At 71.8% G+C, this 19,087-nt stretch carries 17 protein-coding genes and 3 pseudogenes; 8 read left to right on the top strand and 12 right to left on the bottom strand.

The features are described from left to right. The 3 genes from QMF80_RS22345 to QMF80_RS22335 all read right to left on the bottom strand — a co-directional run. Nucleotides 1-524: ABC transporter ATP-binding protein (locus QMF80_RS22345; RefSeq protein ID WP_283455991.1), on the bottom strand; the 524-nt coding region annotated here is incomplete at its 3' end. Further along, nucleotides 521-1,240 carry an ABC transporter ATP-binding protein gene (locus tag QMF80_RS22340; RefSeq protein ID WP_283455990.1) on the bottom strand — a complete coding sequence of 240 codons (720 nt, stop codon included), beginning with the start codon at nt 1,238-1,240 and terminating at the stop codon, nt 521-523. The genes QMF80_RS22340 and QMF80_RS22345, both read right to left, overlap by 4 nt. Further along, a complete protein-coding gene (locus tag QMF80_RS22335; RefSeq protein WP_283455989.1) occupies nt 1,240-1,830 on the bottom strand; it encodes a hypothetical protein in 591 nt (196 codons plus the stop codon). Before QMF80_RS22335 ends, QMF80_RS22340 begins: the two co-directional genes overlap by 1 nt. A gap of 120 nt (nt 1,831-1,950) precedes the next feature. Between QMF80_RS22335 and QMF80_RS22330 the strand changes: the two genes are divergently transcribed. Both QMF80_RS22330 and QMF80_RS22325 read left to right on the top strand, forming a co-directional pair. Further along, nucleotides 1,951-3,243, top strand: coding sequence for a HAMP domain-containing sensor histidine kinase (locus QMF80_RS22330; protein ID WP_283455988.1), 1,293 nt, complete (start codon nt 1,951-1,953; stop codon nt 3,241-3,243). A 298-nt stretch (nt 3,244-3,541) separates the two neighbouring features. Continuing rightward, nucleotides 3,542-4,420 carry a COG4705 family protein gene (locus tag QMF80_RS22325; protein WP_283455987.1) on the top strand — a complete coding sequence of 293 codons (879 nt, stop codon included), beginning with the start codon at nt 3,542-3,544 and terminating at the stop codon, nt 4,418-4,420. Nucleotides 4,421-4,550: 130 nt separating this feature from the next. Here the strand turns inward: QMF80_RS22325 and QMF80_RS22320 are convergent, their stop codons facing one another. After that, nucleotides 4,551-5,612: a M56 family metallopeptidase gene (locus tag QMF80_RS22320; RefSeq protein WP_283455986.1), complete on the bottom strand. Its 1,062-nt coding sequence runs from the start codon at nt 5,610-5,612 to the stop codon at nt 4,551-4,553. Nucleotides 5,613-5,875: 263 nt separating this feature from the next. Here QMF80_RS22320 and QMF80_RS22315 point away from each other — a divergent pair, with 263 nt between their 5' ends. From QMF80_RS22315 to QMF80_RS38365, 3 genes and pseudogenes are all read left to right on the top strand, one after another. Then, nucleotides 5,876-6,052 (top strand): hypothetical protein, encoded by a 177-nt coding sequence (locus QMF80_RS22315; RefSeq protein ID WP_349372230.1) that lies wholly within the window; start codon nt 5,876-5,878, stop codon nt 6,050-6,052. A 382-nt stretch (nt 6,053-6,434) separates the two neighbouring features. Further along, entirely contained in the window at nt 6,435-6,779 is a 345-nt protein-coding gene (locus QMF80_RS22310; protein WP_283455985.1) for a hypothetical protein, read from the top strand. Next, nucleotides 6,776-7,552: pseudogene (locus QMF80_RS38365) on the top strand (polysaccharide deacetylase family protein). Before QMF80_RS22310 ends, QMF80_RS38365 begins: the two are co-directional and overlap by 4 nt. A 229-nt stretch (nt 7,553-7,781) precedes the next feature. Here QMF80_RS38365 and QMF80_RS22300 read toward each other — a convergent pair. Then, complete coding sequence (locus QMF80_RS22300) at nt 7,782-8,498, bottom strand: COG4705 family protein (protein WP_502962895.1); 717 nt, start codon at nt 8,496-8,498, stop codon at nt 7,782-7,784. 449 nt (nt 8,499-8,947) lie between these two features. On the opposite strand from QMF80_RS22300, the gene QMF80_RS22295 reads away from it, so the two are divergent. Further along, complete coding sequence (locus tag QMF80_RS22295) at nt 8,948-9,760, top strand: COG4705 family protein (protein ID WP_283455982.1); 813 nt, start codon at nt 8,948-8,950, stop codon at nt 9,758-9,760. Here QMF80_RS22295 and QMF80_RS22290 read toward each other — a convergent pair. The 3 genes from QMF80_RS22290 to QMF80_RS22280 all read right to left on the bottom strand — a co-directional run bounded on the left by QMF80_RS22290 (nt 9,741) and on the right by QMF80_RS22280 (nt 12,856). After that, nucleotides 9,741-11,111, bottom strand: a complete 1,371-nt coding sequence (locus QMF80_RS22290) for a sensor histidine kinase (RefSeq protein WP_283455981.1) — start codon at nt 11,109-11,111, stop codon at nt 9,741-9,743. The genes QMF80_RS22295 and QMF80_RS22290 overlap by 20 nt on opposite strands. Beyond that, nucleotides 11,108-11,770 (bottom strand): response regulator transcription factor, encoded by a 663-nt coding sequence (locus QMF80_RS22285; RefSeq protein ID WP_283455980.1) that lies wholly within the window; start codon nt 11,768-11,770, stop codon nt 11,108-11,110. The genes QMF80_RS22290 and QMF80_RS22285 overlap by 4 nt, the downstream gene beginning before the upstream one ends. A gap of 531 nt (nt 11,771-12,301) precedes the next feature. Continuing rightward, on the bottom strand, nt 12,302-12,856 hold the full coding sequence (locus QMF80_RS22280; protein WP_283455979.1) for a YceI family protein: 555 nt from the start codon (nt 12,854-12,856) through the stop codon (nt 12,302-12,304). A gap of 518 nt (nt 12,857-13,374) precedes the next feature. Here QMF80_RS22280 and QMF80_RS22275 point away from each other — a divergent pair. Next, on the top strand, nt 13,375-14,076 hold the full coding sequence (locus tag QMF80_RS22275) for a hypothetical protein (RefSeq protein WP_283455978.1): 702 nt from the start codon (nt 13,375-13,377) through the stop codon (nt 14,074-14,076). Nucleotides 14,077-14,367: 291 nt separating this feature from the next. Here the strand turns inward: QMF80_RS22275 and QMF80_RS22270 are convergent, their stop codons facing one another. From QMF80_RS22270 to QMF80_RS22260, 3 genes and pseudogenes are all read right to left on the bottom strand, one after another. After that, nucleotides 14,368-15,198 (bottom strand): ZIP family metal transporter, encoded by an 831-nt coding sequence (locus tag QMF80_RS22270; RefSeq protein ID WP_283455977.1) that lies wholly within the window; start codon nt 15,196-15,198, stop codon nt 14,368-14,370. Nucleotides 15,199-15,494: 296 nt separating this feature from the next. Beyond that, nucleotides 15,495-16,008, bottom strand: a pseudogene (locus QMF80_RS22265) (LuxR C-terminal-related transcriptional regulator); the annotation flags it as partial. Between the two features lie 261 nt (nt 16,009-16,269). Then, on the bottom strand, nt 16,270-16,641 hold the full coding sequence (locus QMF80_RS22260; RefSeq protein ID WP_283455976.1) for a winged helix-turn-helix transcriptional regulator: 372 nt from the start codon (nt 16,639-16,641) through the stop codon (nt 16,270-16,272). 91 nt (nt 16,642-16,732) lie between these two features. On the opposite strand from QMF80_RS22260, the gene QMF80_RS22255 reads away from it, so the two are divergent. After that, nucleotides 16,733-17,572 carry an SDR family oxidoreductase gene (locus QMF80_RS22255; protein WP_283455975.1) on the top strand — a complete coding sequence of 280 codons (840 nt, stop codon included), beginning with the start codon at nt 16,733-16,735 and terminating at the stop codon, nt 17,570-17,572. 478 nt (nt 17,573-18,050) lie between these two features. Here QMF80_RS22255 and QMF80_RS22250 read toward each other — a convergent pair. Continuing rightward, nucleotides 18,051-18,260: pseudogene (locus tag QMF80_RS22250) on the bottom strand (IS3-like element ISPfr13 family transposase); the annotation flags it as partial. Nucleotides 18,261-19,087 lie beyond the last annotated feature (827 nt).

The raw sequence follows: 19,087 nt of genomic DNA, 5'->3' as shown, positions 1-19,087 counted from the left end.
GGCGGGTGGGGCTGGTCGGCTGGGTCGAGCCGGGGCCGGGCGGCCAGGACTCGGGCGACCGCGACGCGCTGTGCCTGTCCGCCCGAGATGTCGTCGGGCAGCTTGGCGGCGAGGTCGGCGACGCCGACGCGTTCCAGGGCGGCCAGCGCGCGGCCGTGGGCAAGCTCGGCATTTTCCCCGGACAGCACCAGCGGCAGGCCGGTGTTCTCGGCGATGTCCAGGGTGGCGATGAGGCTGGGGCTCTGGAAGACGACCCCGATGCCCTGCGCACGGGCCCGTGGCCCGGCCTTCGGGCCCGCGGCTTCCGCGCACCAGGGCCAGAGCACCTCGCCGCTGGTCGGCTGTTCCAGTCCGGCCATCAGGTGGAGCAGCGTCGACTTGCCCGACCCTGAGGGCCCCATGACGGCGATCCGGTCGTGCGGGTGCACCTGGCAGTTGGTGCCGTGTACGGCGACCACGGCCGCCTGCCCGTGTCCGTAGGTCCGTCCGGCGTCCCGGCAGGTGACGAGCGGCAGGCCGGTCATGGCTCGATCCTGCCGTCGCGCAGGGTCAGGACCCGGTCGGCGCCCCGTACGGCCGCGGTGCTGTGGGTCACGAGCAGCACGCCGCGGCGGCTGTCACTGCCGCGGGCGCGCAGCAGGTCCAGGACGCGCTGTTCGGTGCTCCCGTCGAGTTCGCCGGTCGGTTCGTCGGCGAGGAGTACGGCGGGGTCGTTGGCCAGGGCGACGGCCAGGCCGGCCCTGGCCAGTTCTCCCCCGGCCAGTTCGCGAGGCAGGGCGCGGGCCCGGCCGAGCAGGCCCATCTGGTCCAGGAGGCCTTCGACGGTGGGTCCGCCGACGCTGCGCCGCCCCCCGGCGGTGCGGGCGAGGCGGATGTTCTGGGTGACGTCGAGGTGGGCGATCAGGTTCTCCGTCTGGAGCAGGATGCCTATTCTGCGGGCCCGGACCCTGGCCCGCTCGGCCTCGGGCCGGTGGCTGATCCGCTCTCCGGCGACCCGTACGGTTCCTCCTTCGGGCTCGTCCAGGCCCGCGAGGCAGGCCAGCAGCGTGGACTTGCCGGAGCCGGAGGGGCCCACGACGGCCACCAGCTCTCCGGGAGCGACCGTGAGGGACACCCCGCGCAGGGCGAGGGTCTCCTCCTCGCCCGCGCGGTAGAACCGGTACAGCTCGCGGGCGTCGAGAGCCGGCGGGGCGGGGGGCGCGGGTCGGGTATTCAGGACGGACGGGACCGCGGCGGCCATTACGGCCACCGCAGCGAGTCGGTGACCGTCCGCCAGGGATCGACGTTGTCGGCCGTGACCGGGCCCGACAGGGTGAGCACGATGTCGCGGCTGTCGTGGTGGAACACGTACCGCTCGAAGGCGTCGCGGACGGCCTTGCCGGTCACCGGGTCAGGGGCCGTGTTGCCCTGGTACGTGTACAGGAGGGCCTTGCCGGACTTGCGCGTCACCTCGGAGGCCTTCCCGGGCGCGAACCCGGAGACCGCCTTGGCCAGCGCCGGCACGTCGCGCGCCGTGACCGAGGCGATCGTGGGGGCCTGCGCGGCGGCGCGCTCGGACACCTCGATCCGGTTCAGCTTGTCGGTGAACGCGGTGACCGGGCCCGTGGAGGTACGTGCCCAGCCTTCGGGCACGCTGACCGTGAAACCGCCTGTGGGCGGCTTGAACACCACGTACACCTGGTTGTCGGGGATGTCGCCGGGCGGATTCGATTCAGCCGGGGCGGGCGGCGGCTTCGGATCGGCGGCCGCCGGGGAGCCGGAGGCACCGCACCCGGCGAGGGTCGCGACGACGAGCACGACCGTGGCGGAAGCAGCGCATGTGCCACGCATGTTCATGGCGCCCTCCGAACACTGGATGGATCTCCCACGCTAGGCAGTGCCGCGTTAAGGGCCGGGGCCGTGAAGGTGAGGCGAAGGCAAAACCGGGACCGCGGAGGCCATGATGGGCCCATGAGGCAGCGTGTGGTGCGGGTGGCGGTGGCCGCTGTCCTGGTGGCTCTCGTCCTGCTGGCAGGGCCGCTGGCCGCGGTCGTCCAGCGGTCCTTCTTCGAGGCCGAGCGCGGCGCCCTGGAGCGTACGGCCCTCGCGGCGACGGTCGCCGTGGGGCCCGAATTCTCCGCGGGTGACGCCGTCGAGCTGCCGCGCCCCCGACCCGGGGGACGGCTGGGGGTGTACGACCTCGCGGTGCGCCTGCGCGCGGGTACGGGAGGACCGTCGGGTGACCCGGTGACACGCCGGGCGGTCGGCGGGAAGGTCACGCGCGGGAGCAGCGGGGACGATCTCGTCGTCGCGGTCCCGGTGGTCTCCGCGGAACAGGTCATCGGGGTGGTCCGGGCCTCGGTCCCCGCCCGTACGGTCTGGAACCGCGTTCTGTGGGCGTGGGCGCTCCTGCTGGCGGTCACCCTGCTGGCCCTGGCCACGGCGGTCCTGGTCGCGCGCCGCCAGGCACGCTCACTGAGCGCCCCGGTGGAGGCGCTCTCCCGTACGGCCACGGAGATCGCCGACGGTGACCTCGGCGCCCGGGCCGGTCCGTGCGGGATCGCGGAGCTGGACCAACTGGCCCGCACCCAGAACGATATGGTCGAGCGGCTCACCCACCTTCTGCGCCGGGAGCGAGACTTCAGCGCCAACGCCTCCCATCAGCTGCGTACGCCGCTGACCGGGCTCCAACTCGGCCTCGAGGCCGCCCAGAAGCTGCCTCCGGGTCGGGATCTGCGCCCGGCCGTGCGGGAGGCCCTGGAGCGGGTGCGCCACCTGGAGGAGACCATCGCGGAGGTGCTGCGGCTGGCCCGGTCGGGCAGCGGTGAGGAGCAGCCGGTCCCCCGGGAACCGCTCGACCGTGTCCTGGACCGCGCACGGGCGCGCTGGCACGGCGAGTTCGCCGCCGCCGGGCGGCGGCTGGAGTTCCGCTCGTCGCCCGGCTCCGAGCCCTTCGATGTCGCGGGCCGCACCACCGCGCAGATCCTCGACGTCCTCCTCGACAACGCGCTGCGGCACGGCCGGGGTACGGCCGCGGTGGCCATGCGGGAGACCGCCGGGGCGGTCGCGGTCGATGTGGCCGACGAAGGGACGCTCGCGCTCGCCCCAGGGGCGGTGTTCACGCGCGGCAGCACGACCGGCCCGGGCAGCGGTATCGGTCTCGCGATGGCCCGGGAACTGGCGGAGGCGGCGGGCGGGCGGCTGAGCCTGCGCTCCCCGGCTCCGACCACGTTCACCCTGCTCCTCCCCGGTCCGGGGGATTGACCCGGTCCCCCGGACCGGCCGGCGAAGAGCCGAGCCCGCCGGTCACCGTGTCGCGACGTACGAGGGCGGCCGGCTTCCGCCACGCTGAAGGTCACGACCGCCACCGCGTCGTCGCATGCGTCGAACCCGGGTCCTTCATGTTCCGTGTGAGGGGAAAGCAAACACGCGCTCGGACACGGTCACTTCACCGCCGCAGGGGACGCGAGGTACCGGCAACGCCGCACGACCCCCTCGTGCCCACCCGGCGGCCCGATCCATGAGCGTGCGGCGTCGATACACCGACCAGGAGTGATGGACAGTGGAAAAGTCAGAAGCGCTGACCGAGCAGGACGTCGTCGGCACCGGAGCGTACGTCGTGAAGAAGCTCCCGGAGGTCACACTGGCTTTCTGGATCATGAAGATCGCCGCCACGACTCTCGGTGAAACAGCTGGGGACCTCTTCGCCCAGACCCTGGGGCTGGGCTACTTCCTCACCACGGTCGCACTGTTCCTGATCTTCGTGGTCACGCTGGTGGTCCAGCTCCGTTCCAAGCGGTACAACCCCTTCTTCTACTGGACCGTCATCCTGTCCACCAGCATGGCCGGCACCACCATGTCCGACTTCATGAACCGTGACGCCAGCGCGAAGTACCTCTCGGTCGGGGCGACGTCGCTGGGCTGGGGCCCCCAGGGCCTGGGATTGGGTTACCCCGTCGGCGCGGCGATCCTCGTCTCGATCCTGGCCGCGATCTTCGTCGTCTGGAGGTTCACCGGCATGACGTTCGTCATCCGCGACATCACCACGCTTCGCGGCGAGGCCCTCTTCTGGTCGGCGATCCTCGTGTCCAACACGCTCGGAACCTCCATGGGCGATTTCCTGTCCGACAGCTCCGGACTCGGCTACCTGGGCGGCGCGCTCCTCGTCTGCGCACTGCTCGGCGTACTCCTCGCCCTCATGCCGGTGCCCGTGGTGCCGAACGTCGTGCTGTTCTGGATCGCCTTCGTACTCACCCGCCCACTGGGGGCGACCGCGGGTGACTTCCTCACCAAGCCGATCGCCAAGGGCGGCCTGGACCTCGGCACGACGGGCTCGTCCGCCGTGCTCTTCGCGGTCCTCATCGGCCTCATGGGCTACGCCCGTGTTCAGGAGCGCAGGAACACCGTCCGGCGCGTCGAGGTCGCGGCCCGGAACTCCTGAACTGGCCGGTACGAGCCCCGTTCAGGTCCGACCGCGCTTTCGGCGGATGCGGGAACTGGCGTTGCTCGCGGCGCTCTGTCGCTGACGGACCCACAGCCCCCAGGCCCACCGTCGCTTCCCGGCCGTCCGGCTACCCGCCGTGGCCTTCTCGCTCACCCGGTTCGCGGTGCCGGCAGTGAACGTCAGGTGTGTCATGGAAGCCGTCACGCCGCGTTGCGCTTGAGGGCGTGAGCGAAGCGGCGCACCGCGCCCGTTGCGCGTCGTCGACCATCCGGTCGCTGTCGGACGCGGCGTTGGCCAGGCTGGCACAGCACAGGGTCAGCAGCAGCGCGCCCCCGGCGATGGGGAGGGTGCGGCGAGGCGGCGGTGGGGCCAGCAGGGCCCGGACCCGCTGGGGTACGTCACCGCCGGTGACGGCGAGCGCCGGAGTACTCGTCGCGCGGGAGGCGGAGGCAAGGGCGGCCCGCCCGACCGCGCGGGCGACGACCCTGCGGCTCCCGACCTCCGCGGCGGCCTCCTCGTCGGCCCAGCGCTCCAGGGCGAAGCCACCGGCGTCGGCCAGTGGCCGCAGCAGCGGATTGACGGCGGCGGTGAGCCGCCACAGGATGTGGAAGAGGTGGTGGCGGCTTCGGAGGTGGGCTCTTTCGTGTGCCAGCAGCGCCTCGCGTTCCTCGTTGCCGAGGCAGCGCAGCATGCCGCGTGACACCACGATGCGTCCGGGGGCGCCGGGAAGGGCGAACGCCTGCGGAGTGTCGTCGTCGATCACGACCAGCTGACTGTCGCCGGGTGCCCGGGCGCACTCGCGCCGGGCCCGGAGCAGATGACCGGCCTGTCGTACGGCTGCGAGGACCAGGGAGACGGCTCCCGCCAGCAGCGTCAGGGCGCTGACCACCGCGACGGTGAGGTGGACCGGGTCCTCGGCCCGCAGCGCGGGCACCGACCAGCGGCCCTCCGCCGCCACCTGGGGAATCTGCGCCACCCCGGTGAACGCCAGCAAGGCCAGCGATCCCGTCCAGCCGACCGCTGTCACCAGCGCGGCGCAGGCCAGAGCCCACGCCGCGGGGCGCGGGGCGAGTCGACGGGACATGCGTGGCGCGAAGACGGTCAGCGCGGCCGTGACCGCGAGCGGAACGTAGACGCTGATCAGCACCGGCTCACCTCCCGTCGTCCCCGCGCCGCCCGGCGTCGTCACGACCGTCGTTCCTGGACAGCAGCTGGTGCAGCAGTTGCTCGTCCTGTGCGGACAGCTCGGAGACGAAACGGACACGCGGGGCCGCCGCCCCCGACGCGTTCGGTGCTGGTGTAGATCCGCTGGTAGGCCCACGGCGCCTGGACGAGCATCCGGCCACCGGCGCGGTCGTCTCGACCTACCCCGGAGCCAGTCGCCTGCTGGGCGACCTGCGTCGCGCGGGCCGCCTGACCGCCCCCGTCCTCACCTACCTGACCGACTTCTCCGTGCATCCGCTGTGGGTGGCGGACGGCGTGGACGTGCACCTGGCCGCCCACGGCGTGCCCGCCGCGCAGGCACGAGCGGCCGGAGCCCGGGACGTTCGCGTGTGCGGCCCGGTCGCCGACCCCCGGTTCCGTCCCGGCGACGGACAGGAGCGCGACCAGGCCCGCGCCAGGTTCTAACTGCCGTACGCCGCCCCGCTCGCCCTGCTCGTCGCCGGGTCCTGGGGTGTCGGGCCCGTCCGGCAGGTCGCCCGGGAACTGCGCGACTGCGGCGCCGGCGTCCCGGTCGTCGCCTGCGGCCACAACGACTCCCTGGCCCGACAGCTGCGCGCGGACGGCATCACACACGCCTACGGCTGGGTCGAGGACATGCCCGGCCTGATGCACGCGGCAGACGTCCTGGTCCAGAACGCGGGCGGACTCACCTCCTTGGAGGCGTTCGCGGCGGGTCTGCCCACGGCCAGTTACCGCTGCATACCGGGCCACGGTCTGACCAACGCCGCCGCCCTGGAAGAGGCGGGCCTCGCCGTCTGGATCCGCGACCCGGCCGATCTCAAAGGGCGTGCTGCACGACCTGGTCGAGGGCCCGCGGGGGCTGCGGCAGCGCGCGGCGGGACTCGCTCTGTTCGCACAGTCCTCGCACGACGGGCCCGCGGCCGAGATCGCACGCGTCCACCGCTCGGATCCGCGGCCCCCTGCCTCGCGACCCGCCACGAGGCGGCGCGGCCGCCCGCAGCGGCTCGCGGCCACGACAGCCGCTGCCTGCGCGGTCTGGGCCTGCGCCGTGGGCACCGGGCTCGCGACGACGCACGACGGGCCCGCTCTGATGCGCGCCCTCGACCACGGCCTCGACCCGGACCGCCTCGCACCCGGCCAGGGCCACGCTCCGGAAGGGCATCACTCGTGAACACGACCCGCGCCCTCCGGGCGACCACTTTGGCCGCTGCCGCCCTCGCGGCCGTCCACGGCGCTCCCGTCGTTTCCACCTTCGGACCGCTGCGCAACCGCGTCATGCCCCGCCTCTGCGGCCGGGGCCGCCCGGACCACGTCGCGCTCACCTTCGACGACGGACCCGACGCCCTCTCCACACCCTTCTTCCTGCGGTCGCTCGACCGGCGCGGGGTGCGCGCCACGTTCTTCATGCTCGGCAGCGCCGCCCACCGCGCTCCCGGCCTGGTCCGCGAGATCGCCGCCGCGGGCCATGAGATAGGCGTCCACGGCTGGCAGCACCGGCCTCCTGCTGCGCGGCCCGCGCGCCACCTACGACGACTTCGCCCGCGCCCGCGACACCATCGCCGCGATCACCGGAAGCCGGCCCACGCTCTTGCGCCCCCCGTACGGTGTCATGACCACCGCCGCACACATGGCGGCCCGGCGCCTGGAACTCACGCCGGTCCTGTGGACCTGCTGGGCAAGGACTGGACGGCTCGGGCCACACCGGAGTCGGTCCACCGAACGGTGGTTTCCTCCTTGGACGGTGGCGGCACCATCCTGCTCCACGACTCCGACTACACCTCCGCCCCCGGCGCCTGGCGCGCGGCCCTGGGCGCCCTCCCCCGCATTCTCGATACCTGCGGGCAACAGGGCTACGGAGTCGGCCGGCTGTGCGGCCACGGCTGGCCCGGTGACACCGAGAGCCATGCCGTTCACCCCGCGCGCGGCGGTGCTTCGGGTCACTGATCACCCCGGGCCCCTCCTGCCGGAGTGGATGCGCCAACCCGGGCATGACGCTCCGGCCCAGGAGGGGGCCAGGCGGACGTGGGGACCACATCGAGGTGGCCGATGGGGTTCTCCGTCCGACGAAGGGTGCTCACCCTCCACTGAGCCCGCACGGCGCCGCGGCGACGAGGTTCACCTTGCTCCTGCCCGGCAGCAGGACTGGCGCATCGCCCCGGCCGGCCCGGGAAGTTCAGCCAGTCTGTCCGGCGAGAGGCCGGGACACCGGCGTGTCGGCGCGGCTGACCTGCAAGTAGCCGACGAGCACGGCGATCGGCACCAGCAGCGCGAGGCTGACCGGCCCGGTCCCCCATCCCAGGCCGTCGCGCAGCGCGGGGACGCCCATCCAGTCCGCGAACGAGGCGCCGAGGGGGCGGGTGAGGACGTACGCCGCCCAGAAGGCGGCCACGGCGTTCAGGCCGAGGAAACGGCGGCACAGGACGGGCAGCGCGATCAGGGCTGTGAAGAGGAGACCGGACGGCAGGTAGCCCCAGTGCAGGGTTCCGGCGGTGAGGTCGCCGACGGCGGTGCCCAGGGCGAAGGTCGTCAGGACGGTGGCCCAGTAGAAGGATTCGCTGCGGGTGGTGCGGATGCTGTGGATGGACAGGGTGCGCTCACTGGCGTACCAGAGGGCGAGGACGACGGCGAGGACGAGGGCGAACCCCACGGCCGACACCGTGTACGGGATGCCCACGATGACGTGGACGACGTCTGCCGCCATGGTGCCGAACACGCTGACCATGACGATCGCCGACCAGTACGTCCACGGCCGGTAGCGCGGTGACCGGAACTGCAGTATCAGCAGGGCCGCCAGGCCCGCGAACCCGAGGCAGCCCGCCGGGACCGGGCCCAGTGTGCGCGCCAGGAAATCGGAGGCGGTCTCCCCCATACCGGTCGTGAGGATCTTCACGGTCCAGAACCAAGCCGTGACCTCGGGCACCTTGGAGCAGCCCGCTCCCGGCCGGGCACGGTGGGAGACCTCTGGGTGCGGTGCGCGGGAAACCTCTGATGCCGCGGTTGTGCTCACTGCCTCTGTCATCGACGTCCGCCCTCCCGGCGCCAACTGTTGCGCCGTGCGCTGCTGCTGGTGTGCGGGAAGGCCCCGGCAGCCGGGGATCCCGGGGCAGGCGGCCGCCCGTACTGATGTCTACAGGACTGTAGACGATACGGTCCGGGCTTCCGCACTCCGGCCCCCCGAGCGGGGCGGGCGTACGGCGTTCCGGGCGGCCGGCTTCCGCGGCGGGCTGTGGGCGAGCAGGGGACCGTAGGAGCCCGAGCGTGCACGGAACTCCGGCCGCGCGTGTGCCGGCGGAGCGTGCTCAGGATCTGTTCAGGTAACCGGTGGCACGGTCTGCTGCCATGACATCCGAGACGTACAGTCAGCCCGGCGCCGTCCGTGGCCGTGGGCCGCGCTGGAACAAGGTGCCCGAGGTCACGCTCTACTTCTGGGTCATCAAGATCTTGTGCACGACCGTCGGGGAGACCGCGGCGGACTTCCTGAACTCGCAGCTGGGCCTGGGGTTGACCGGCACGTCGCTGGTCATGAGCGTGCTGCTGGCGGCGGCCGTGGTCGCGCAGTTCCGTACGGCCACCTACCGGCCGTCCGTCTACTGGCTGGTCGTGGTACTGGTCAGCGTGGTCGGCACCCTGATCAGCGACAACCTGACGGACAATCTGGGCGTGCCCCTGGAGGTCACCACCGCGGTGTTCGCCGGGGCCCTCGCCCTCGTCTTCCTCACCTGGGCCCGGATCGAGCGGACGCTGTCCATCCACAGCATCGACACCGTGCGCCGGGAGGCCTTCTACTGGCTGGCGGTGCTTTTCACCTTCGCCCTGGGCACCGCGGCCGGAGACCTCGCGGCGGAGCGGCTCTCCCTGGGCTACTGGTTGTCCGCGGTGCTCTTCGCGCTGGCGATCGGCGCCGTGTGGCTCGCGCACTCCGTCGGGCTGGACGCGGTGTGGAGTTTCTGGATCGCCTACGTCCTGACCCGCCCGCTCGGTGCTTCCCTGGGCGACTACCTCTCCCAGTCCTCCGACGACGGCGGTCTGGGTCTGGGCACTGTCCTCACCAGCGCGCTGTTCCTGCTGGTGATCCTCGCGCTGGTCGTGTTCCTCACGGTCACGCGTAAGGACGTGGCCCGCAGGGAGGAACTCAGCCGGACGGCAGTCTGACCACGAACACCGCTCCCCCGCCGTCCGGTTCGCCGTATTCCGCTTCGCCGCCCGCGGAGCGGGCCAGGCGCCGGGCGAGCGGCAGACCCAGGCCCGCCCCGTCGTGGCCATCGCCCGGATCGGCCCGGTGGCCGGGCCGGAACAGCTGGGTGCGGAAGCCGTGCGGGACGCCGGGACCGTCGTCGCGCACCTCGACGCGGACGCGGGCCGCCTCCCGGCAGGCGCGGACGTGGACCGTCGTCGCCGCGTAGCGCAGCGCGTTGTCCAGGAGGGGGCTCAGAATGCGCTCCAGGAGGGCGGCGGACACTCCGGCGGTCAGTCGGCTGTCCTCGCTGGTGACCGTGATGCCGACCGGGTGGGTACGGCCGGCCCGGGCGCTGAGCGCCTGCAGGACGGGGAGCACGATGGCGGTGCCGGGTACCTGGCGGGCATCCTCGCGGGCTTCGGCGAGGAGGGTGTCGCAGATGGCCCGCATGGTGTGGGCGGCTTCGCCGATGGCCGTCTGCGCGGTGCTGGTTTCGGAGTCGCTCCGCGGGCGGGACTGCCACCACTCGAGTTCGGCGATGATCGTGGCCAGCGGATTGCGCAGTTCGTGGGACAGCTCGCTGGTGAGCTGCCGTTCATGGCGCAGGACCGCCCGGATCCGGTCGAGGAACGCGTCCAGCGAGGCTCCCAGCCGGGCGAGTTCGGCGGGCCGGGCGACGCTGGCGAAGCGCTCCTCGGAGAGGGTGGCGCTCCATCGGGCGGCTTCGTCGGTCATCGCGTGGACCGGCCGCAGGGCTCGCCCCACAGCGAGGCGGGTCACCGCGTACGTGCAGGCCAGCATGACGGCGTCCAGTACCAGAGAAGCCACCAGCAGGGTGTTGCCGGAGTCCTGGTAGGGCATCAGGTCGAGTGCGGTGACCACCGTCGCCGAGCGGCCGCTCCCCGAGGGGGGTACGGGGCGGGCGCAGAGGCGTACGGCTGCTCCGCCGTGCGTGGCGGTCGAGCACCGGGGGCCGCCCTGGGCGGTGAGGCGCGTGGCCTCCCGGGTGACGGGGCTGCCGGCCGCGGCGGACGGCGGCCTTTCCACCAGGCGGGTTCCCTGGTAGATCCAGGCGTTGGCGTCGAGGAGGTCCTCCTGCGGGGTCTCCAGTACGCGCAGGAGCGGGCCGCTGGTGTCGACGGTCGCGGCGATGGCGGTGGCGCGGGCCCGCAGCACCTCGTCCGCCTGGCGGACGAGGTGCTGGTGGACGAACGCGTTGAAGGCCAGGGTGAACACCGCCGTGACGAACGCGGCGGTCGCGACCGCGAGCAGGGAGAGCCGTCCCCGCAGCGTGGCCGGCCGCTGCCAGGCTCGCAGTGGCCTCATGACAGGCGGTGACCTACGCCCCGGGACGTGCCGAGGGAGAGTGCGCTCCCGGCCTCCCGCAGCTTGCGGCGGAGCCGGGTCAGGTACTGATCGAGGGTGTTGTCACTGACCTGAGCGCCCTCCGGCCAGCCGGCCCGTACCAGCTCCCGTCGTCGCACCAGGCCCCCTTGGGCGGTGAGAAGGACGGCCAAGACGCGGAATTCGGTCGGCGTGAGGTTCACGGGGAGGCCGCGCACGGCGCAGGTGTGGCGCAGGGGGTCCAGTACGACGTCTCCGGCGGTGGCCGGTGAGGCAGCAGGGCTGCGTTTGACCGCGGCCCTCAGGCGGGCGGCGAGTTCGGCGAGGTGGAACGGTTTGGCGAGGTAGTCGTCGCCGCCCGCGGAGAACCCGCTGAGCCGGTCACCGAGCTGGTGGCGGGCGGTCAGGAAGACGACCGGACGGTCGAAACCGCCCGCCCGCAGGGCCTGGCACACGTCGCGGCCGTCGGCGTCCGGCAGCCCGACATCGAGGACCACAGCGTCCACGCTGCCGTCGGCCAGCCGCAGGGCGGTCGCGCCGTCCGGCGCGGGAGTGCTCTCGAACCCCTCGTCGCGCAGCCCGCGCAGCAGGACGTCACGCAGACGGTGGTCGTCCTCGACAACCAGGATGTGCCGGCTCATGATGACGGCCCTTCCCTCCTTGAACAGCGCCTCAGCCGGTCTTCACCGCCGGGGCGGCAGTGGCGCTGCAGGACGCGGCGCGGTCGCGCGGGTGCGAGGAAGAGGGCCATCACGGGAACGAGGCAGCGAGCCCATACGCCGACCTGGAGCGCCCGGCCGACCGGCGACCAGAGCATATACGGTCTACAGCACTGTAGACGATCCATGCGCGGAGGGACGCCGCCCATGGGCGACAGGGTCGCGGAGTAGCGCCCTGCGGGCGAGCTGGAGGCCGACGTCCTCGCGGCGCCCCGGTGCGGCCGACGGCCCGCTGACCCCAGGACGCGTTGACGAGCCGCTCGACAGGTCCCTCGCCGCACCACCGTGACCACGATCCCGTCTCGCGTGGACGAAACGGACATCGTGGCCCGGAAGCAGTCCCGTGGCCGGGCGGATGCCGTGACGGGTGGGGCACGCGTTCGCCATCACCGTGTCCGGCGAAGGGCGCAATCCCTCAGATCTCGGACAGTGACGAGGTAGCCGCCGTGGCTGTCAGTCCTGCTTGATCGCGGATACGTCGAACTCCAGGACCACCTTGTCCCCCACGAGTACGCCGCCTCCCTCCAGCGCGGCGTTCCAGGTGATGCCGTACTCCTTGCGGCTGATCGTCACCGCGCCTTCGAACCCCACCCGCCGGTTGCCGAAGGGGTCGGTGGCACTGCCCATGAACTCGAAGTCGATTCCGACCGGCCGGGTGACGTCCTTGATCGACAGGTCTCCTTCGACCCGGTAGCGCGTCTCGTCGAGCTGGCTGACACCGCTGCTGGTGAAGGTGATCTCGGGAAAGCCCGGCGCGTCGAGGAAGTCATTGGTGCGCAGGTGGCCGTCGCGCTGCTCGTTGCCCGTGTCGATACTGGCGGCCTGGATCGTCACCTTCGCCCAGGACTTACCCGGCTCGGAACCGTCCAGGTCCGCGGTGCCGTCGAACTCGCGGAAGGTACCGCGGACTTTGGTGACCATCGCGTGGCGGGCGACGAACGCGATGCTGGTGTGAGCGGGATCGAGCACATAGTGCCCGGTGAGGTCAGCCAGGGGCTTCGAGGTCATCGGCGTACTCCACAGAGAGGAAGGGGAGGGGACGAGCTGCTGCAGAGCCCACGCTAGAGAGTCCGCCCACCGCAGGCTCAACCCCGCACCCGATACCTCACCCGGATGCTCCAAGAGCTCGCATCCGCACGGATGGGCCCGCTCGCCTCCAGCAGTGGGCCGGTGACCCGCTTCTCGGTCCCGACCTCGAGGACTACCTGTACGTGTCCGTCACGAACGCCACCGCCACCAGTCCGACGGACCCCTGGCAGCCTGGTGGCGCGCCCGGCCAGCCCGCCCGGGCAGTAAGGGCCACAGCACTGGCCGCCGCCGCAACGGCGCGACCTGGCTCATCGACCGCCGCCTCGGCGCGATCGTGATCCCGGCCGCGCTGCCGGGGAGGCGCGCCGGAGGTGACCTTGGCGGTGGGACCGCAGGTGCTGTCCGCCGCACGGGAAGCGCCGTGTACGACAATCCATGGCCGGGGGCGGGTACGCCACAGATGGACACCGGAGCCCCCACCGCACCACCATGGCCATGTGCCACGTACTCCCGAACTACCTGAAGCCACTGCGCACCATCGGCTGCCCGCCTGGCAGCGGGTGACGCAGGGCGAGAACCGGTGGGCCTCGACCGCTGCCGTGCTCACCGCCGTCGCGCTGCAGTGGACGCTCCCGGAGCGGCTGTCCGTCAAGCCCGAGTGGCTGCTGCCCGGACTTGAGATCGCCCTGGTGTTGGCGCTGATCGCGGGCAACCCGCGCCGTATCGAGCGGTCCTCGCAGATCTACCGGCTCGCCGAACTCGTCCTGACAGCCCTCATCAGCGCGGCCAACGGTTGGTCTGCGGTCAGGCTGGTGGTCGGTCTGGTGACGGGGACGGAGGGCAGCGACGCGACGTCACTGCTCGTGACCGGCGGCGGTATCTGGCTGACCAATGTGATCGCCTTCGCCCTCTGGTACTGGGAGTGGGACAGGGGCGGTCCGGTCGCCCGGGCGCACGCCACGCACAGATACCCGGACTTCCTGTTCCCGCAGATGCAGAGCCCCGAACTGGCTCCGCCGCACTGGGAACCGGCCTTCCCCGACTACTTCTACCTCTCCTTCACCAACGCCACCGCGTTCAGCCCGACCGATGTGATGCCGGTGACGCGGTGGGCGAAAATGCTGATGATGCTCCAGTCGGCGGTCTCTTTGCTGACGGTCCTGCTCGTCGTGGCGCGCGCCGTCAACATCCTCAAGTAACCATCGACGCCCACGGGCAGCCGTCATCGCTGTGACGACTCCGGGCCGTGATCAGTCGTCGCGGCTCCTGAGCCGACGTACGCCGAGCACGCAGCACGTGTGGTGCGAGCCCCGCCACCAGGCCGTAGGCCCCACCGCAGGAGACACTGGCACCGTGGAGTACAAGCTGTGCCAGTGAAATCCTGGCCGCTGTCGGTGGAGCGGTTGACCCAGAGTTCGTGGTCGTTGGCGGTGACGCGGCCGATTGCCACCAGGCGGAGAACTGACGGACCGGGGCTCGGGTTCGACGGGTCAGACTCCGGCGGCGGTGACGACCGCGTCGGTCGTGAAGCCCAGCAGCAGGCCGAGCAGGATGCACCAGGTGGTCAACTCCTTCGTCGCGGCGCTGCGCCGGGCCACGGCCAGCAGCTCGATGACGACGTAGAGGATCGACCCCGCGGCCAGGCCGAGGAAGGCGATGGACAGCGTGTCGTTGACGAGGTGCTGTCCGAGCAGGGTCCCGAGGAACGTCGGTCCGCCACCGATCGCGCCCAGTAGCAGGAGCGTGCCCCAGGAGGGACGTTCGCCCTCGGCGGCGAGCGGGGCGACGATGCCGAAGCCCTCGGTGGCGTTGTGCAGGCCGAAGCCGATCACGAGCAAGACTGCCAGGGAGATCTCACCCTGGGCAGCGGAACTGCCGATGGCGAGGCCCTCGGCGAAGTTGTGCAGGCCGATGCCCGTGGCGATCATCAGGGCGAGTTCGCCCGCGTACGACCTCACGGCCGGTGCGAGTTCGGCGGCGGCCGCCGCTCCCGGGCCGACCGGACGGGCCGAACCGGCGCGCCGGGCGGCGATCCAGCGGTCGTACTGCACAAGCCCGCCGAGTCCCACCGCGAGGCCCGCGGACAGCACCAGCCCGTCGGTGAGCGAGGTGCCCCAGTGCGCGCCCTTCAACGCTTCGTCCACGGGCTCCCAGGCGTGGCTGAGTATGTCCCACACGAGGAAGACCAGAATGCCGATCGCGACGGCGTTCATGCCGCCCTTCAGCCGCGGGGTCGCGTTGCGGAGGCGACCGATCGGCAGCCCGAGGAAGATCGTGAAACCCGCGATGGCGCCGAGGAGCGCGATCTGAGAGCCGGACATGGAAACTCCGCAGGAGAGGGCAACAGGGAGACCTACCTCCGATATGAGGTAAGGCTGCGCTAACCATAGACCTCCCGAAGGGTGATCGTCTACATGATGTAGACGATCCGGCGGTGCGGTCGTGGCACTCCGTCGGTTCTCCAGGCGACATGTGCGGTACCAGTACGACAACCTGGCGCCACCCGGTTTCGCCACCGCTGCGCTGTCTTCCTGTCCGGCGCGGCCGCCGACTGTCTGAGACCCGGTTCTCACGCGTAGCCGCGGCCCGTCTCACGATCGTGTTGCCGTCGTCCTCCTCATGTGCCGCTACGCCACCGCTGGTGCGGGCGGGCCAGGCCGATGTCGTACGCGAGGATGACGGCCTGGATCCGGCCGCGAGCACCGATCTTTGCCAGGATGCGGCCCACGTGGGTCTTCACGGTGCTTTCGGACAGAACCAGGCGTTCGGCAATCTCACTGTTGTTCCAGCCCTGCCCGATGGCCACCAGGACCTGGTGTTCCCGCTCGGTCAAGGCCTGGATGCTGGGGTGGGCCGCCGGACGAGGGTCGGCCGGTCGCCGGGGGAGCCGGTCGGCGTAGGCATCGAGAAGCCTGGCGGGTCAGGCCCGGGGCGATGACGGCGTCACCCGAGGCCACGGCGCGGATCCCGGCGAGCAGTTCCTCGGGTTCGGCGTCCTTGAGCAGAAACCCGCTGGCTCCGGCGCGCGGGGCCGCGTGCGCGTACTCGTCCAGGTCGAAGGTGGTGAGGACCAGGATCCGGGAACGGCCGCCCGCGGCGACGACGCGCCGGCCTTTGAGACCGTCATGGCCCGCTTCCGCAGAGCCTGGCCCGCCATGATCCGGGCAGAGCTACGGGCGGCCGCAGCAGTTGGCAGCCGGTCAGCATTGAAGCCAGTCCGGGTTGAGGCAGCCGCCGGTGGGTCGTGAGCGACAACGCCGTGCTCGCCACCCTCCCCAGCCGCCAGCCCGCCCACCTGACGCACACCACCCTCGTCGGCACCCCTCGCGGCGAGCGCGGGGCGTCGGCCGCGCGCTTCATCGCGTCGCGGATGTGCGTCGGCGGCGACCGCCCTATTCCACGCTGCGCGGCGACAGCCGCTGTGTGATCCGGTCGAACAGCTCTGTCAGCGGGCCGCCGACGTCCTGACCGAACTCGGTCAGCCCGTAAGTGACCTGGGGCGGCGTCGTTGGTTTGACCTCCCGCCAGACCAAGCCGTCCTGAACCAGCGCACGCAGGGTCTGGGCGAGCATCTTCTCGCTGATGCCCTGGATGCTCTCGCGCAGCTCGAAGAACCGGAGGTTGTTATTTCGCAAGGAGATCAAGACCCAGACGCCCCACCTGCTGGTCACATGGTCGACCACATCGCGTGCGGGGCAGTCGGTGTGAAACACGTCATACGGCTTTCCCACCTCGCCCTCTGTGAGCTGTGCGCCTTCCGTCATGTGATGAGCTTACCCGCAGGTATGTCCTTACGAGAAGTTAGCCCACCTTCTAGCCTCCAGGTCACAGAAGAGATCGAGCGAGGAGCCAATCATGATCGTGGTGACCGGGGCTACCGGGAATGTGGGCCGGCCGCTGACGCGGGCGCTGGCCGAGGCGGGACAGCAGGTGACGGCAGTGTCGCGGCACGCGGCGGCCGTGCCGGACGGTGTCCGCCACGTGGCGGCCGACCTGGCCGAGCCCGCCGGCCTTGAACCCGTACTGGCCGGGGCGAAGGCGCTGTTTCTGCTGCTGGCCGGCGACATGCACGCCGCCGGAGCCAGCCCGGCCGACATCATCGCCCAAGCCGCGGACAGTGGGGTTCGCCAAGTCGTCCTGCTCACCTCGCAGGGCGTAGCCACCAGGCCCTACGGCCCGACGCGGATCGCGATGCGCGCGGTGGAGGACGTACTGCGCGCGTCCGGCTTGGACTGGACCATCCTGCGGCCGGGCGGCTTCGCCTCCAACGCGCTGTGGTGGGCCGAGTCCGTCCGCGCGCAGCGGGTCGTCGCCGCGCCCTTCGGCGACGTCGGGGTACCGGTCATCGACCCGGCAGACATCGCCGAGGTCGCGGCGGCCTGCCTGCTGGATCACCAGCACACCGGCGCCGTGTACGAACTGACCGGACCTGAGAGGATCACGCCGCGCCAGCAGACGGAAGCCATCGCCGCCGCGCTGGCCTCGCCAGTGCGGTTCCACGACCTGACCCGCGACGAGGCCAAGGCAGCCATGTCCCAGAACATGCCGGTGGAACTCGCCGCAGACACCCTGGACATCCTCGGCTCCCCGAACCCGGCCGAGCTGCGCGTCAGCCCGGACGTGCGGCGGATCTTGGGCCGCGCCCCGCGCCCCTTCGCCGACTGGGCCGCCCGCAATATCGCCGCGTTCCACTGAGGCTGGTCAGCGCCTCTGGAACCTCTCGGCGTGCCCGGCGATCCGCTGCCGATTGTGGGGAAACCTGATCTGGCGTTGACGTTGGCGTGGTCGGGCGGGGGTCGACGCAGTGGCCGCAATGGATCGCCGTGCACGGCATATCCGGCTGCGGATCGCTACCTTCCCGGGGAGACCGACGCGGCGCGAGGGTATCGGCTGAGGCAATCGGACCGGGCCCCGGGCGCCTGGCGTCGGTCTGACGAGCCCCGGTGGGTGCCGCTCTCGCCTGCGCGGGAGCGGCACCACGGAAGGAGGCGGCTGCCGTCAGGCCTTGCCCATGAGGGGTGCCACCCGTTGCTTCGTCATCTTGGTACCACCCGTCAGGCCGTTGTCGTTGCTGTAGCACCAGCTGACGAGCACGGTCACCACCAAGGTGCCGACCCGCGGCCACCAGCGTGGTGTCGCCCCCCGCCAAGCGGTGCTGGTCTCGGTGATGGCCCAGGCCGTCGATCGTCTCCATCAGCGCGTTGTCATACGCGTCCCCGACGCTGCCGATCGAGGGGCGGATGCCCTCGATCGGCTGGTGCTCGGTGAAGCGCACGCCGGTGTCGCGCGACCCGGCATCGGAATGGTGCATGAGCTGGTCGCGTCCGACGGGGCTGCCCTCGTGGGTGCGGCGCCACAACGCCATCCGTAGCGGCACGTCGACCGGCAGCGGCGGCCCCGGTACGACGGGCGGAGCAGTCGACGCGAGCGATCCACCTTCGCTCCGCGCGGCGGCCGCACCGGAGCGCAGCCGCTCCGGCAATGGCCGGCCCGGGGCGAGGACGATGCCGCGCAGGGGCAGCCGGTAGGAGTCGCCCGGCCTGGACGCGTGCAATTCACGGGCGTCGAGCAGAACGTCATCGGGGCCCGTACGCGCGGCGGACGATTCCGCCCTGGCGAGGAGTTCCGCCAGCGGCCGCCCCGGGAGACCCGGCCCACTGAGCGACCCGGCTCGCCGTGCGTCGAGGCCGGGCGTGAACCCTCGTGGGCCTCGTCACAGGCGGACGCATCCGCAGTGCCTCCCCCACACCGTCGGCGATCAGCACGGCGTCCCCCTCGGAGGAGGCGTGGAGCGCTGCCGTTCCCCGGACGGGAAATGGGTGCCACCGGTGTCGTCGCCGGGGGCCGGCCCCCGCGCGCACCTGCGGCCAGGAGCAGCGCCCCGACATGGCACCCGCGGGACACCTCGGCGGCAACGGGGAAGGAGGCCAGTTCGGCCAGATCGGGAGGCGCGCGGCAGATCCAGAAGGCGATCGGCCATCGGCCTGAACCCCAGGACCCCGGCCCTCCCGCCGCCGCCGCGGCCGCTCCGGTCCCCGGCCGGACGGCGACGACCTCCCGGGCCGGACCCGCGGACGGGATGACCCCCGAGGGCTCCGAGCGGGTGGCTGAAATCCCCTCCCCCAGGCTCCAGTTGGCGATCGCGGTTGTTTGGCGAACGCCTAACCGAGTAGGTGCACACCTGTGCGTCCAGCGTCTACCGCCGTGCTC

The sequence above is a fragment of the Streptomyces sp. G-G2 genome (assembly GCF_030063135.1).
In the GTDB taxonomy this organism is placed as follows: domain Bacteria; phylum Actinomycetota; class Actinomycetes; order Streptomycetales; family Streptomycetaceae; genus Streptomyces.
Note: the sequence above shows the minus strand (reverse complement) of the source record. Positions and strands in the feature narration are given on the sequence as shown.